Source organism: Allobosea sp. AAP35 (assembly GCF_001295925.1).
Classification (GTDB): Bacteria; Pseudomonadota; Alphaproteobacteria; order Rhizobiales; family Beijerinckiaceae; genus Allobosea.
The window spans coordinates 52,628-67,256 of sequence record NZ_LJHQ01000010.1; the positions used below are offsets into that span (position 1 = coordinate 52,628).

The window sequence follows — 14,629 nt, forward strand, 5'->3', positions numbered from 1 at the left end:
CGGATGACCCTCTGTTGACCGATTCTTCTTCCGCTCCGCCGATATTGAGTATCGTCGTTCCTGTCCGCAACGAGGTCGGCAATGTCGGGCCCTTGCTCGCCGACATCGAAGCGGCCTGCGCGAGCCTGGCGACCTTCGAGATCATCTTCGTCAATGACGGCTCGAGCGACGGCACGGCCGCGGCGCTCACAGCGCTCGCCAGGAGCCGCCCCTGGCTGCGGATCGTCACCCATGCGCAGTCCTGCGGCCAGAGCGCGGCGGTGCGCAGCGGCGTGCGTCATGCCCGGGCTCCGATCGTCGCCACGCTGGACGGCGACGGCCAGAACGATCCGGCCTTCCTGCCGGCCATGCTTGAAGCCCTGCAGCAGGCGGGGATGAAGGCCGGTCTCGTCCAGGGTCAGCGCGTCGGTCGCAAGGACACCGGCTTCAAGAAGCTGCAGTCGCGCATCGCCAATGGCGTGCGCGGGCGGCTGTTGCAGGACGGCACGCGCGATGCCGGCTGCGGGCTGAAATGTTTCCGGCGCGAGGCCTATCTGGCGCTGCCCTATTTCGACGCGCTGCATCGCTTCATGCCGGCCCTGATGGTGCGAGAAGGCTATGGCGTCGTGCATGTCGATGTGCGCGACCGGCCGCGCCTCACCGGCGTTTCGAATTACGGTTTCTTCGACAGGCTCTGGGTCGGCATCCTCGATCTTGTCGGCGTCTGGTGGCTGATCAGACGCCGCAGGCGCGTGCCGCAGATCGTCACGGAGGCCCAGTCGTGATCATCTCGATCGGCCATGCCATCTCCGACTACATCTACGACGTCTTCGTGCTGAAATTCGACTTCTGGCTCGCCTTCGGCATCGTCGCGCAACTGCTCTTCACCGCGCGCTTCCTGGTGCAGTGGCTCGCCAGCGAGCGCGAGGGCAAGTCGGTGATGCCGCTCTCCTTCTGGTATTTCTCGATGGGGGGCGGACTGATGACCCTGATCTACGGCATCGTCCGGCGCGAGCCGATCATCATCATGGGCCAGGCGCTGGCGATGGTGATCTACACGCGCAACCTGATCCTGATCTTCCGCAACCGTCGCCGCAAGACCGGCTCGGGCGACGCGATGTAAGCCATTTCATCGCGAGCGCAGCGCAGGCTTCCAGCTTTTGATTGTCCGGCTGGACTGCTTCGCTGCACTCGCAGTGACATTCGTCCAGCGTCTCAGGCCGCCGCGCGCAGCCTCGCGAAGCCGGCGTCGAGATCGGCCTTGAGGTCGTCGAGATCCTCGAGGCCGATATGGATACGCACGGTCGGTCCTTTGAAGGCCGGCGTCGTCACGGTACGATACGCTTTGCAGTCGAAGGGCAGGACCAGGCTCTCATAGCCGCCCCACGACGCGCCCATCCCAAACAGCGAAAGCCCGTCGAGCATCGCCGCCACCGCTGTCATCGAAACCGGCGCCAGTTCGATGCCAAACAGCGAGGAGGCGCCGGTGAAGTCGCGTTTCCACAGGGCATGGCCGGGATCGTTCGGCAATGCCGGGTGCATCACGCGCGCGACTTCGGGCCTGGCCGCCAGCCATTGCGCCATGGCAATGCCGGCCGGCATCTGCTCCTTGAGGCGCAGTGCCATGGTGCGCATGCCGCGCAGCGTCAGGAACGCATCCTCCGGCGCGATGATGATGCCAAGCTGTTCCCAGCTCTGGCGCAGCCTTGCATAGAGTTCGGGCGTGCGCGCCGAGACGGTGCCGATCAGCACATCGGAATGGCCGGCATAGTATTTGGTGCCGGCCTGGATGGTGATATCGACGCCGGCCTTGTGGCTGTCGAAAAACAAGGGCGTCGCCCAGGTGTTGTCCATCATCACCAGGATGTCGTGGACATGGGCGGCGGCGGCAATGGCGGAGATGTCCTGCATCTCGAAGGTCTGCGAACCGGGGGCCTCGGTCCAGATCGCCCGGGTGTTGGGCTTGAACAGGCTCTCGATCCCGGCGCCGACGGCAGGATCGTAATAGGTCGTCTCGATGCCCAGGCGTTTCAGCATCGTCTCGCAGAAATTGCGCGTCGGCCGGTAGACGCTGTCGGTCACCAGGACGTGATCGCCCGCCGACAGGAAGGCGAGGAAGGGCAGGGTGCAGGCCATCAGGCCCGACGGGGTCACCACCGTGCCGGCGCCGCCCTCGATCGTGTTGCACGCTGCAACCAGCGCGTCGATCGTCGGATTGCCCTGCGTGCCATAGGTGTAGCGCGACCGGCGCGCCAGAAAGTCAGCCGTATTTGGGTAGACCACCGTCGAGCCGCGCACGATCGGCGGGTTTACGAAGCCATAGCTGTCTGCGGGGTCGCGACCGGCCAGGACAAGGCGGGTTCGCTCGTTCAGGCGAGCGAAATCGGATTCAGGCAGCTTTTTCATGCAATGGCAGCGCAGCTTCTTCGGAAGGGACAGGGGGTCAGGCTTGACCACCCCCACAAACTCGCATGTGATGTATGCAGTGGACAAGGGGCGGCGTCGGTTGACGCCCTTGCTTGACGCTCATGTAGCGCTCTGGCAATCGACAGTCGGGACGTCGCTCATTTCCTGTGCAATCGAACGGACCAAGATCCGGCGGCCACGGAATTGGGCACGGTCTGCTGGCCATGGTCAGCGCATGACATTCAATGGGAGAGTTTGATGAAAACATTCATGGCAGCGGCCGTAGCCGGGCTCGGGTTCGCAATCGCGGCGACGACGGCGTCCGCGCAGGCGCCTGCGACCCTGGCGCAGGTCAAGCAGCGCAACATGGTGAACTGCGGCTCCAACACTGGTCTCGCCGGCTTCGGCGTCCCCGATGCTCAGGGCAACTGGGGCGGTCTCGACGTCGAATTCTGCCGCGCGGTCGCGGCGGCGGTCTTCAACGATCCGGCCAAGGTCAAGTTCATTCCGCTCTCGGCTAAGGACCGGTTCACGGCCCTGCAGTCGGGCGAAGTCGATCTCCTGGTCCGCAATTCGACCTGGACCATGACGCGCGACGCCTCGCTCGGCATCGCCTTCACCGGCGTCAACTACTATGACGGCCAGGGCTTCATGGTCCGCAAGAAGCTCGGCGTGACGTCTGCGCTGCAGCTTTCCGGCGCCTCGGTATGCACCCAGCAGGGCACCACGACCGAACTCAACCTTGCCGACTTCTTCCGCGCCAACAACCTGAAATACGAGGTTGTCGCGTTCGCTTCGTCGGACGAGACGGTCAAGGCCTATGACGCCGGCCGTTGCGATGCCTTCACCACCGACGCCTCGGGCCTCTATGCCGAGCGTCTCAAGCTGACGGCTCCCGACGACCACGTCGTTCTGCCCGAGATCATCTCCAAGGAGCCCCTCGGACCGTCGGTTCGCAACAATGATCCGCAGTGGTTCAACGTGGTGAAGTGGGTTCACTTCGCCATGATCAATGCCGAGGAACTCGGCGTGACCAAGGCCAATGTCGACGAGATGATGAAGTCCCCGAACCCCGAGATCAAGCGCCTGCTCGGCACCGAGGGCAAGTTCGGCGAGACCATCGGCCTGACCACCGACTGGGTCTACCGGATCATCAAGCATGTCGGCAATTACGGCGAATCCTTCGAGAGGAACGTCGGCCAGGGCTCGCTGCTGAAGATCGCGCGTGGCCAGAATGGGCTCTGGACCAAGGGCGGCCTGCAATACGCTCCGCCGGTTCGCTAACAAACCCTTCGGCGGGCGCCGTGACACCACGGTGCCCGCCGCTTTCGACGTCACAGCGCCCTGTTGGGCCAGAAGAGGAAAGCCGGGCCGGCTTGCTTGGTCCAGGACTTGCTAGTCACGCTAGCCATTGAGAACGGGCAGGAACCCGTTCCGCCAACAGGGGATTTTACATGCGAACTTTTCTAGCCGCGACCATCGTCGCTGCCGCCACAGCTTTTTGCGTCGGCGGGGCACAGGCGCAGACTGGGCTGTTGGCTCAGATCAAGAGCCGAGGCGTCCTGACCTGCGGCGTCGGCCCGGGGCTTGCAGGTTTCGGCATTCCCGATGCCCAGGGCGTCTGGAGCGGGCTCGATGTCGATCTCTGCAAGGCGATCTCGGCCGCGATCTTCAACGATCCCAACAAGGTCAAGTACATCCCGCTGTCCTCAAAGGACCGTTTCACGGCGCTGCAGTCGGGGGAAGTCGATCTTCTATCCCGCAACACCACCTGGACGATGTCGCGCGACACGTCGCTGGGCCTGAATTTCGCGGGCGTGAACTATTACGATGGACAGGGCTTCCTGGTCCGCAAGAAGCTCGGCATCGATTCCGCGCTCAAGCTCGCCGGCGCCTCGGTGTGTACCCAGCAGGGCACCACGACCGAACTCAACCTTGCCGACTTCTTCCGTGCCAACAAAATGAAATACGAGGTCGTCGCCTTTGCCTCAGCCGACGAGACCGTCAAGGCCTATGAATCGGGCCGCTGCGATGCTTTCACCACCGACGCATCGGGCCTCTATGCCGAGCGCCTAAAACTGTCGGCACCGGCCGACCACATCGTCCTGCCGGAGATCATCTCGAAGGAGCCGCTTGGGCCAGCCGTGCGCCATGGCGATGACAACTGGCTCGACGTGGTCAAGTGGACCCACAACGCCATGCTCAACGCCGAGGAGCTCGGCGTCACCAAGGCCAATGTCGACGAGATGCTGAAGTCCGAAAATCCCGAGATCAAGCGGCTGGTCGGCACCGAGGGCAAGTTCGGCGAGGCGATCGGCCTTCCCAATGACTGGGCCTATCGCATCATCAAGCATGTCGGCAATTACGGCGAATCCTTTGAAAGGAACGTCGGCGCCGGTTCGCTTCTGAAGATCTCCCGCGGCCAGAACGCACTCTGGACCAAGGGTGGACTGCAATACGCGCCGCCGATCCGCTGAAGTGCCACGACCGCTGGCGTGAAACGTCTGGGTTGTCCGGTGGCGGTTTTGCCGCCCCGGGCGCTCCAGTCGCAATGAGAATGAAAAAAAGGGCGTAACAGGTGTCGATCAATCAGACCGGAACGGTCCCGTCGGGCAAAGTCTCGTTGTTCTACGATCCCAAGATCAGAGGCTATGTCTACCAGATCGCATTGCTGGCGATTGTCGGCTTCCTGATCTGGTCGGCGGCCTCAAATGCCCTCGAGAATTTGCGCGCTCAGAAGATCGCCTCGGGCTTCGGCTTCTGGAACAACGCGGCCGGCTTCGACGTCAACCAGAAGCTGATCCCGTTCAGCGCGTCGGGATCGACCTATGGCCAGGCCTTCTATGTTGGCCTGCTCAACACGCTGCTGGTCGCCGCGATCGGCATCGTGCTCTCGACATTCCTCGGCTTCTTCGTCGGCGTCTCGCGTTTGTCGAGCAACTGGGTGCTGTCGAAGCTTGCGATGATCTATGTCGAGGTCATCCGCAACCTGCCGCTGCTGCTGCAACTGTTCTTCTGGTACAATGCGGTGCTGAAGCCTTTGCCCGATGCCCGCAACTCGATTGCGCTGCCGGGCAGCATCTTCCTGAACAACCGCGGCCTGATCATGCCCAACCCGCAGTTCGGGCCGGGCTTCCAGGCCGTGGTGGTTTCGTTCTTCATCGCGGTCGTGCTGGCAATCGCCTTCTACACATGGTCGAAGAAGCAGCAGGAGCGGACCGGCACGCAATACCCCAACGGTTCGATCACCTTCGGAACGATCATCGGGCTGCCGCTACTGGTGTATTTCATCGTCGGCCAGCCGCTCTCGTTCGAACTGCCGCAGCAGGGTCGCTTCAACCTGACCGGCGGGCTGCAGATCTATCCCGAGTTTGTGGCGTTGCTGATCGGCCTGACGACTTACACCGCCGGCTTCATCGCCGAGGTCGTGCGCGCCGGCATCCTGGCCGTGTCCAAGGGCCAGACGGAGGCCGCCAATGCGCTGGGCCTGCGCGCCGGCCCGACATTGAAGCTGGTCGTGATCCCGCAGGCGATGCGCGTGATCATCCCGCCATTGACCTCGAACTATCTCAACCTGACCAAGAACTCCTCGCTGGCGGTCGCGATCGGCTATCCCGATCTCGTGCAGGTCTTCACCGGCACGGTGCTGAACCAGACCGGCCAGGCGCTCGAGGTCGTCGCCATCACCATGGCGGTCTATCTGACGATCTCGCTCGTGACCTCGCTGTTCATGAACATCTACAACAAGCGCATGGCGCTGGTGGAACGGTGAGGGCGCCACGATGACCGACGCAACGCTCGAAAACGCGCCCCACGCCTTCGTCCGCAAGCAGACCCTCGAACAGGAGGTCGCGCCGCTGTCTGTCGCCGGCCCTGTCGCCTGGGTCCGGAACAACCTGTTCTCCGGGCCGGTGAACTCGCTGATGACGCTGGTCTGCCTCTACATCGTGGTGACCAGCGTGCCGGATCTCGTCCGGTTCTATCTGATCGACGCGGTCTGGAGCGGAGCCAACCGCGATGCCTGCCTGGCCGACAAGATCGGTCGCCCGGTGGGCGCCTGCTGGGCCTATATCGCCGATCGTTACCAGTATTTCATCTACGGCTCTTATCCCGTGACCCAGCGCTGGCGCGTCAACATCGTTTTCGTGATGTTTGCGCTCGGCGTTGTCTGGATGCTCTGGGACAATGCGCCGCTGAAGAAGCTCGGTGCGTTCTTCTTCTTCGTGACCATGCCGATCTCGGCCTATCTGCTGCTGCTGGGTGGCGATGGCGCCGAGAGCTTCCTGCGTTTTCTGATCCTGCTCACCTTCGGGCTGGCGGTGCTTTATCTGGTCCTGTCCTTCGTCCCGAGCCTCGCGCGGCTCTGGATGCCGCCGGCGCTGCTCGACGTCGAAATCGCGGCCACGCCCTGGGAACGGTTCTTCCAGCCCAAGCGCCTGATCCTGATGGCGCTCGTGATTTTCGGGCTGATCGCGGTGCTCGCTGAAACCGCTGGCCTGCCGAGGGTCGATACGGGTCTGTGGGGTGGCATGATGGTTACCTTCCTGATCGCGGCGGTAGGTATCGTGTTCTCGCTGCCGCTGGGCGTGGTGCTGGCGCTCGGGCGCCGCTCGAAGCTGCCGATCATCCAGTTGATGTCGGTGATCTTCATCGAGTTCGTGCGCGGCGTGCCGTTGATCACCGTGCTGTTCATGGCCAACACCATGTTGCCGCTGTTCGTGCCGCAGGAGTATTCGCCCGACCGCCTGCTGCGCCCGCTCATCGGCGTCGCGCTGTTTGCCGCCGCCTATATGGCCGAGGTCATCCGCGGTGGGCTTCAGGCTATTCCGAAGGGCCAGTACGAGGGCGCGATGTCGCTGGGTCTCGGCTACTGGCAGATGATGCGGCTGATCATCCTGCCGCAGGCCCTGCGGATCGTGATCCCGGGAATCGTCAACACCTTCATCGGGTTGTTCAAGGATACGACGCTCGTCACCATCGTCGGCATCTTCGACTTCCTGCGCACCATTGAAGCGACGCTGGTCGATCCGACCTGGTCGACGCCGACCACCCGCGCGACCGGCTATGCCTTCGCCGCGGTTTTCTATTTCCTGTGCTGCTGGGGGATGTCGCGCTACTCGATCGCGGTCGAGAAGCGGCTCGCCGCCGGTCAGAGACGTTGAAAGGACCCACGATCATGGCACTGGCAGACACAAAGGCGATCGATACCCGTCCCGCCGCTCTCAAACCGACCTCGCTCAACACACCGACGGCCGTCGAAATGGTTGGCGTCAACAAATGGTATGGCGAGTTCCATGTTCTGCGCGACATCAACCTCAAGGTCGAGCGCGGCGAGAAGCTGGTGATCTGCGGCCCGTCGGGCTCGGGCAAATCGACGATGATCCGCTGCATCAACCGTCTGGAAGAACACCAGAAGGGTTCGATCGTCGTCGACGGCACGGAACTGACCAATGATCTCAAGAAGATCGATGAGATCCGTCGCGATGTCGGCATGGTCTTCCAGCACTTCAACCTGTTTCCGCATCTGACGATCCTGGAAAACCTGACCCTAGCGCCGATCTGGGTGCGCAAGCTGCCCAAGAAGGATGCCGAGGAGATCGGCATGCATTACCTGAAGCGGGTCAAGATTCCCGAGCAGGCCCATAAATATCCGGGCCAGCTTTCGGGCGGCCAGCAGCAGCGCGTGGCGATCGCGCGATCCCTGTGCATGAGCCCCAAGATCATGCTGTTCGACGAGCCGACCTCGGCGCTCGACCCCGAAATGGTCAAGGAGGTGCTCGACACCATGGTGTCGCTGGCCGATGAGGGCATGACCATGCTCTGCGTCACCCACGAAATGGGTTTCGCCCGACAGGTGGCCGACCGCGTGATCTTCATGGATGCCGGGCAGATCGTCGAGATGAACAAGCCCGACGCGTTCTTCAAGAATCCGCAGCACGAGCGCACCAAGCTGTTCCTCAGCCAGATCCTGCACTGATTGCAGACATCAAAACGGTGCCATCGACGCAGCCCGCCCTCGGGAGACCGGGACAGGCTGCGTCCTCGCTAACCGAGCGGGCGGCAGCGATTGGTGCCGTTTGGGAACAATTGAAGTGACCAAAGGTTCTCCTGCCAAACCGGAGGATGACCATGAAGCTCTTTATTCCCGCCCTGTTGACCGCAATGATGGCCACCAGCGGCGCCTACGCCCAGTCGATTGGCATCGGTCCTGGCGGCATCCAGATCGACCCGCGCTCGCCGCGTGACCGCGCCATCGAGCGCGACATCCGGCGCGAGGATCGGGCCCGCGAGCGTTACCGCGACCAGCGCGTCCGCGGCCGTGGCGATTGCCGGACCGTGACGACGGTGCGCGAGACGCGCCGCGGCGAAGTCCGGGAGACGAGGCGCATCTGCGATTGATCGTTTTGGCTCCATAACAAAAACCCGCCGCGCGATCTGCGCGGCGGGTTTTTTCATGAGAAGCGCTTGCGCCAGAGATTACTTCCCGTCGCGCGCCTTGACGGCGATATCGGGGAAGTCGCTGAACAACCCGTCGATGCCCAACGCCAGGAAGGCCCGGTATTCGGCCACCGGATCGTCCTTGAAATCGGAGGCCAGGCGCTTGGGCTCGCTGCGGAAGGTCCATGTGTGGATCTGCAGCCCGGCGGCGCGGGCGTTCTTGATGACATCGGTCGGGGGCAGCAGCACCCGGTCGCGCTCGTCGATGGCGCCGTCCTTGTTGAGGTCCTGCGGCTTGCCATCGGCGCCGATCATCTGCTTGCCGGCCAGAAGATAGGGCTTCCATGGCGCCACACCGTCGGCATAGGTCGCGATCTCCTTGAGACCCTCGGCCGTCACCAGATCCTTGAAGGTCCGCTTGTCGCCGGTGACGACGAAGTCATAAGGCTTGTCGAAGGGAGCGGCGAGGACGATGCCGCCATCCTTGTCGACATCGTCGGCATCGACGAGTTGGAACAGGCGCACATTCGTCTTGCCGCGCAGATATTTGAGGTTGGCGGTCTCGAAGCTCTGGATGATGACGGGCGAGGTCTTCTCGGTCCAGCCGGCCGCCTTCAGCGCGTCGAGCAGACGGTCCTCGAGCGGCAGGCCGATCGCCGAATGGAAGATCGGATGCTTGGTCTCGGGATAGATGCCGATGGAGCGGCCGAGACGCGCGCTCTCCGATTTCGCCAGGTCGATGATATCCTGGAAGGTCGGGATCTCGAACTTGCCGTTATGCGACTGGTCGCGGTCGGCGAAGGCCTGCTTGGCGCGCAGGGTCTTGATTTCGGCCAATGTGAAATCGCCAGCAAACCAGTCGTTCGTGTCGACGCCATCGACCTTGCGGGTGGTCTTGCGGCTGGCGAATTCGGGCCGGGTGGAGACATCGGTGGTACCGCTCATCATCGGCTCGTGCCGCGCGATCAGGACCCCGTCCTTGGTCGCGACAAGATCGGGCTCGATGAAGTCGGCGCCTTGCTCAATGGCGAGCTTGTAGGCTTCCAGCGTGTGTTCGGGACGATAGCCGCTGGCGCCGCGATGGCCGACGATCAGCAGCTTCTGCGGAGCCACCGTCGGTACGGCCGTTTGCGCCAAAACCGGAAGAGGGGCGGCGACTGCCACCAGGAGGCCGATGGCCAGGCCGGCGGTCGGCAAAGTTTTCGTCAGCATGAACGCATCCCTCGGTCTCGGCTCTACAGCGCAGACCTTGAGCGGGGCATGTGACACGCCGTTGAAGGCGCGCTGCAGGCAGGCGAAGCGCAAGCCTCTCAGCGGCGTCCGCTCTCGAGCGTCGTCTTCGCATCGAGACGTTTGCCCGCCGGCGGTGTCAGGTCGGGTGCGGGCTGCGTGGCACAGGCTGCGAGCGCGAGCACCAGCAGGGAAGCGAAAGCAAAATGACCGGCGCGCCGCATGGATCGGGACCTTTTGTTGAAGGAGGCGGTTGCCTCGTGTTTCAGCCTGTGGAAGGACCGCGTCAAGAGTATGTCATCAGGCGCGCCATGCCGGTGCGTCGTCGGCCGCGCCGCCCGATCCTGGAACTGGCGGCGACGGCACACAAGCTTTTGATCTTCGCCGATCCCGGATTTTTGCAGCCATGACTCCTGCCGCCCGCATCAGCGCTGCCATCGAGGTGCTGGCCGATCTCATCGAGCGCAGGCGCCCGGCCTCCGACGCACTCAAGGATTGGGGCCTGTCGCGGCGCTTCGCTGGGTCGAAGGATCGCGCGGCGATCGCCTCGCTGGTCTATGACGCGCTGCGGCGCAAGGCCTCGAGCACCTTCGTCATGGGGGCGGAGACGCCGCGCGCTCTGGTGCTGGGCATGCTGGCGCGGGTGCGGGGCATGACATTGGAGGACATCGCAGCCCTGTTTTCGGGCGAGAACCACGCGCCAGAGCCGCTGGAGAGCGAGGAGGTGGACAGCCTCGTTTCGCTCTCGCTCGCCGGTGCGCCGGACTGGGCGCGCGCCGATGTTCCCGAATGGCTTTGGCCGGCCTTCGCCGCGGGCTTCGGCACCGATGCGGTTGCCGAGGGCGAGGCCCTTGCCGGTCGCGCGCCGATCGACATCCGCACCAACCGGCTGAAGACGACGCGCGAGGCGCTGTCGATCGAACTGGCCCATGCCGCGCCCGAGCCAGGGCCCTGGTCGCCGGATGCGCTGCGCTTCCATCCGGGTCCCGATGGGCGCGGCCCGTCGCTGCAATCGGAGGCTGCCTTCTTTGGCGGCGGCTTCGAGATCCAGGATGAAGGCTCGCAGCTCGTGACCCTGCTCGCAGGCGCCGCTCCGGGGCAGACCGTGATCGACCTTTGCGCCGGGGCCGGCGGCAAGACGCTGGCGCTGGCGGCTCTGATGGAGAACCAAGGGCGGCTCTTCGCCACGGACCTCGACGCCCGCCGGCTCGCGCCCCTGCATGAGCGTCTGGCCCGCTCGGGGGCCTCGATCGTCGAGATCCGCATTCCGCGCTCGCGCGGGCACGAACCACTGGCCGATATCGAGGGCCAGGCCGACCTCGTCCTGGTCGATGCGCCCTGCACGGGTTCGGGCACCTGGCGGCGCAACCCGGATGCGAAATGGCGGGTGCGCCCGGGCGCTCTCGCCGAGCGCGTCAAGGACCAGGCGCAGGTTCTGGCCCGGGCGGCGCGGCTGGTGAAACCCGACGGACGTATCGCCTACATCACCTGCTCGGTGCTGGCGGACGAAAACGATGCGGCCATCACCGCTTTCCTGACTCGGAATAGCGGTTTTGCGGCGATACCGGTGCCAGAGGTGCTGGCGTCGCAGCAGGGCGATTTCGGTCCGCTGGTCCGCTTTGCCACCACGCATGGCGTCCAGTTCTCGCCACGCCGAACGGGCACCGACGGTTTCTATTTGGCTTGCGTGCAGCGCCTGAACTGACTTGCCCAAACAGGCCGTTGCACCCAATCGCGCGATGGCTTAACCGGACGCGATGACGAGCGCTCAGCCCCATCACGACTCCATCCTGATCATCGATTTCGGCAGCCAGGTGACGCAGCTGATCGCGCGGCGCATCCGCGAGATCGGCGTCTATTGCGAGATCGCCCCGTTTCAGTCGGCATCCGAAGCCTTCCAGCGCCTGTCGCCCAAGGGCGTGATCTTCTCGGGCGGGCCGGCTTCGGTCCCCGATGAAGGCTCCCCACGTGCCCCTGAGGCCGTGTTCTCGTCCGGCCTGCCGGTGCTGGGCATCTGCTATGGCCAGCAGACGATGGCGCAGCAACTCGGCGGCACGGTCGAGAGCGGGCATGCCGCCGAATTCGGTCGCGCCGATGTCGAGATCGTCACGCCATCTGCCCTGTTTGAGGGCATCTGGGAGGAGGGCGGTCGCTACCCCGTCTGGATGAGCCATGGCGACCGCGTCACGCAGCTGCCGGCGGGCTTCACCGTCAAGGCCACTTCGGAGAACGCGCCCTATGCGGTGGCGAGCGACGAGACCAGGCGCTTCTATTCGACGATGTTCCACCCCGAGGTGGTGCACACGCCCGATGGCGGCAAGCTCCTGCGCAACTTCATCGTCACCATCTGCGGCTGCGTGCCCGACTGGAGCATGTCGGCCTATCGCGCCGAGATGCAGAAGAAGATCCGCGACCAGGTCGGCGCGGGCCGCGTGATCTGCGGCCTGTCGGGCGGCGTCGATTCCGCCGTCGCCGCCGTGCTGATCCATGAGGCGATCGGCGATCAGCTCACTTGCGTCTTCGTCGATCACGGCCTGCTGCGGCAAAACGAGGCGGAGGAGGTCGTGCGCCTGTTCCGCGACCACTACAACATCCCGCTCGTGCATGTGGAGGCGGAAGAGCTTTTCCTGTCGGAGCTCGCCAAATGCGGCTCCGATCCGGAAGCCAAGCGCAAGACCATCGGCCGGCTCTTCATCGATGTCTTCGACACCGAGGCGCACAAGATCGGCGGCGCGGATTTCCTGGCGCAAGGCACGCTCTATCCCGACGTGATCGAGAGCGTTTCGTTCAGCGGCGGGCCGTCGGTGACGATCAAGAGCCACCACAATGTCGGCGGCCTGCCCGAGCGCATGAAGATGCAGCTCGTCGAACCGCTGCGCGAACTCTTCAAGGACGAGGTTCGCGTTCTCGGCCGCGAACTCGGCCTGCCCGAGGCCTTTGTCGGCCGCCACCCCTTCCCGGGACCGGGGCTGGCCATCCGCTGCCCCGGCGAGATCACAAGGGAGAAGCTCGACATCCTGCGCAAGGCGGATGCGATCTATCTCGACGAGATCCGAAAGGCCGGGCTCTACGATGTGATCTGGCAGGCCTTTGCCGTGCTGCTGCCGGTGCGCACCGTGGGCGTGATGGGCGACCACCGCACCTATGACCATGTCTGCGCGCTGCGCGCCGTGACCTCGGTCGACGGCATGACGGCGGATTTCTACCCCTACGACATGGCCTTCCTCGGCCGCACCGCGACCCGAATCATCAACGAGGTCAAGGGCATCAACCGCGTCGTCTACGACATCACCAGCAAGCCGCCGGGCACGATCGAGTGGGAATGACGGCACGCATTGCCGGCGCCGAGCCAGGCGTACGCTGGGGACATGCGAAATGATGAGCCTTCCATTCTTCGGCCTGCTGGCCGCCTTCGGCTGCGTCTTCGCTGGCCGTCGCCGCGCCGCGCTGGCCTTCTGGGCGCTCTCGATGCTCGCGCTCCTGGTGCTGTTCAGGCTGCACGCCACCGACGCGCTGACGATCGTGCTGTGAGGGCCCGTCCATGACCGCCTCGCTGTCCCGCACGCTCAACGGCTTAGGCCTGCTCGCCCTCAGCCTCGTCCTGATCGCGGCTTTCGCCGACCAGCTGCTGCTTGGCGAGTTGCCATGCCCGCTCTGCCTGCTCCAGCGCGTCGGTTTCGTTGGATGCGCCTTCGGGCTGGCGCTCAACGTCAAATTCGGCCCGCGCCCGAGCCATTACGCGGTAACGATCCTCTCGGCCTGCTTCGGCGGCGCAGTCTCCGCCAGGCAGATCCTCGGGCATATCGTGCCGGGCACCGGGACCTATGGCAGCGCCGTGCTGGGCCTGCATTACTACACCTGGGCGCTCATCGTCTTCGCCGCGATCGTGCTCGGCTGCGCACTCATGCTGCTGCTCGACCGCCAGTTCGAGGGTGCGCAGGCAGGACAGGGCGCAATGACAGCGTCGGCGCGCCCGCGAGCGGCGACCTTCGGCCTCGCCATGCTGGCGCTGGCCGCTTTCCTGGCGCTCGCCAACGGCGTCTCGACGGTGCTCGAATGCGGCGGCGGGCTGTGCCCTGACAACCCGGTGGTCTATGAGTTGCTGCCGGGGATCAGCAAGCCGAAGCCTTGAGCGCAGTGGAGAGATTGGCGGAAGGGGTGGGATTCGAACCCACGGTGGGCTTGCACCCACGGCGGTTTTCAAGACCGCTGCCTTAAACCACTCGGCCACCCTTCCGTGTTGCCCTCATTGCCGGGCGTGGGGCGTTTTGGCAAGCGCTGTCGGCGTGGAACGCTTCGAGCGGGCTCCTGTCTGCCGGGTGCTGGGCAAGGTCCCTTCCTGCCTCCGCCGTCCCGCGCAGGCCTTGCATGGGGCGTGGCGACGATGTCACGGCCCCTCCGAAAGAGAGCTGCTATGGTTGCCGGGTTGACAGTTGCCCCATTTCTGACACCTTTGTGCCCGCTCAAGGGCAGGGGAAGGGAACCTCGTTAACGCTGGTGCGTCTCGTCGCCTCGCGCTAACGTTCCCTTAACAGGATTGACTGAAAACTGTGGCTTCGCCGCTGTCGCGGCAGAG

15 protein-coding genes and 1 tRNA gene are annotated in these 14,629 nt (G+C 64.3%); 13 read left to right on the plus strand and 3 right to left on the minus strand.

Going from position 1 to position 14,629, the window contains the following annotated elements:
• Positions 1-14 precede the first annotated feature (14 nt).
• Together IP69_RS04915 and IP69_RS04920 are read left to right on the plus strand one after the other, a co-directional pair.
• Positions 15-764, plus strand: coding sequence for a glycosyltransferase family 2 protein (locus tag IP69_RS04915; protein ID WP_054141700.1), 750 nt, complete (start codon positions 15-17; stop codon positions 762-764).
• Positions 761-1,102: a lipid-A-disaccharide synthase N-terminal domain-containing protein gene (locus IP69_RS04920; RefSeq protein WP_054141701.1), complete on the plus strand. Its 342-nt coding sequence runs from the start codon at positions 761-763 to the stop codon at positions 1,100-1,102. The genes IP69_RS04915 and IP69_RS04920 overlap by 4 nt, the downstream gene beginning before the upstream one ends.
• 92 nt (positions 1,103-1,194) lie before the next feature.
• Here the strand turns inward: IP69_RS04920 and metC are convergent, their stop codons facing one another.
• Positions 1,195-2,385, minus strand: coding sequence for a cystathionine beta-lyase (gene metC / locus IP69_RS04925; RefSeq protein ID WP_054141776.1), 1,191 nt, complete (start codon positions 2,383-2,385; stop codon positions 1,195-1,197).
• Between the two features lie 258 nt (positions 2,386-2,643).
• Between metC and IP69_RS04930 the strand changes: the two genes are divergently transcribed.
• The 6 genes from IP69_RS04930 (at position 2,644) to IP69_RS04955 (ending at position 8,784) form a co-directional block, all read left to right on the plus strand.
• Complete coding sequence (locus tag IP69_RS04930; RefSeq protein ID WP_054141702.1) at positions 2,644-3,669, plus strand: amino acid ABC transporter substrate-binding protein; 1,026 nt, start codon at positions 2,644-2,646, stop codon at positions 3,667-3,669.
• 170 nt (positions 3,670-3,839) lie between these two features.
• The gene (locus IP69_RS04935) at positions 3,840-4,862 is read left to right on the plus strand and encodes an amino acid ABC transporter substrate-binding protein (protein ID WP_054141703.1); all 1,023 of its coding nucleotides are present in this window, start codon (positions 3,840-3,842) and stop codon (positions 4,860-4,862) included.
• A 107-nt stretch (positions 4,863-4,969) separates the two neighbouring features.
• The gene (locus tag IP69_RS04940) at positions 4,970-6,157 is read left to right on the plus strand and encodes an amino acid ABC transporter permease (protein WP_054141777.1); all 1,188 of its coding nucleotides are present in this window, start codon (positions 4,970-4,972) and stop codon (positions 6,155-6,157) included.
• A gap of 10 nt (positions 6,158-6,167) precedes the next feature.
• On the plus strand, positions 6,168-7,547 hold the full coding sequence (locus tag IP69_RS04945; protein WP_054141704.1) for an amino acid ABC transporter permease: 1,380 nt from the start codon (positions 6,168-6,170) through the stop codon (positions 7,545-7,547).
• A 98-nt stretch (positions 7,548-7,645) separates the two neighbouring features.
• A complete protein-coding gene (locus IP69_RS04950; protein WP_054141778.1) occupies positions 7,646-8,362 on the plus strand; it encodes an amino acid ABC transporter ATP-binding protein in 717 nt (238 codons plus the stop codon).
• A gap of 152 nt (positions 8,363-8,514) precedes the next feature.
• The gene (locus tag IP69_RS04955; RefSeq protein WP_156323292.1) at positions 8,515-8,784 is read left to right on the plus strand and encodes a hypothetical protein; all 270 of its coding nucleotides are present in this window, start codon (positions 8,515-8,517) and stop codon (positions 8,782-8,784) included.
• A gap of 78 nt (positions 8,785-8,862) precedes the next feature.
• On the opposite strand, the gene IP69_RS04960 is transcribed toward IP69_RS04955, so the two are convergent.
• Complete coding sequence (locus IP69_RS04960; protein ID WP_054141779.1) at positions 8,863-10,035, minus strand: glycerophosphodiester phosphodiesterase; 1,173 nt, start codon at positions 10,033-10,035, stop codon at positions 8,863-8,865.
• A gap of 224 nt (positions 10,036-10,259) precedes the next feature.
• Between IP69_RS04960 and IP69_RS21715 the strand changes: the two genes are divergently transcribed.
• Genes IP69_RS21715 through IP69_RS04975 form a run of 5 tightly spaced genes read left to right on the plus strand, consistent with a single transcriptional unit; the run spans position 10,260 to position 14,185 of the window.
• Positions 10,260-10,463, plus strand: coding sequence for a hypothetical protein (locus IP69_RS21715; protein WP_156323293.1), 204 nt, complete (start codon positions 10,260-10,262; stop codon positions 10,461-10,463).
• A complete protein-coding gene (locus tag IP69_RS04965; RefSeq protein WP_054141706.1) occupies positions 10,460-11,758 on the plus strand; it encodes an RsmB/NOP family class I SAM-dependent RNA methyltransferase in 1,299 nt (432 codons plus the stop codon). The genes IP69_RS21715 and IP69_RS04965 overlap by 4 nt, the downstream gene beginning before the upstream one ends.
• Positions 11,759-11,810: 52 nt before the next feature.
• Positions 11,811-13,379, plus strand: coding sequence for a glutamine-hydrolyzing GMP synthase (guaA, locus tag IP69_RS04970; protein WP_054141707.1), 1,569 nt, complete (start codon positions 11,811-11,813; stop codon positions 13,377-13,379).
• A gap of 49 nt (positions 13,380-13,428) precedes the next feature.
• Positions 13,429-13,584 carry a DUF5993 family protein gene (locus tag IP69_RS22080; RefSeq protein ID WP_197279681.1) on the plus strand — a complete coding sequence of 52 codons (156 nt, stop codon included), beginning with the start codon at positions 13,429-13,431 and terminating at the stop codon, positions 13,582-13,584.
• A gap of 10 nt (positions 13,585-13,594) precedes the next feature.
• Entirely contained in the window at positions 13,595-14,185 is a 591-nt protein-coding gene (locus tag IP69_RS04975; protein ID WP_054141708.1) for a disulfide bond formation protein B, read from the plus strand.
• 15 nt (positions 14,186-14,200) lie between these two features.
• Here IP69_RS04975 and IP69_RS04980 read toward each other — a convergent pair.
• A tRNA-Ser gene (locus IP69_RS04980) sits at positions 14,201-14,290 on the minus strand.
• Positions 14,291-14,629: the final 339 nt, after the last annotated feature.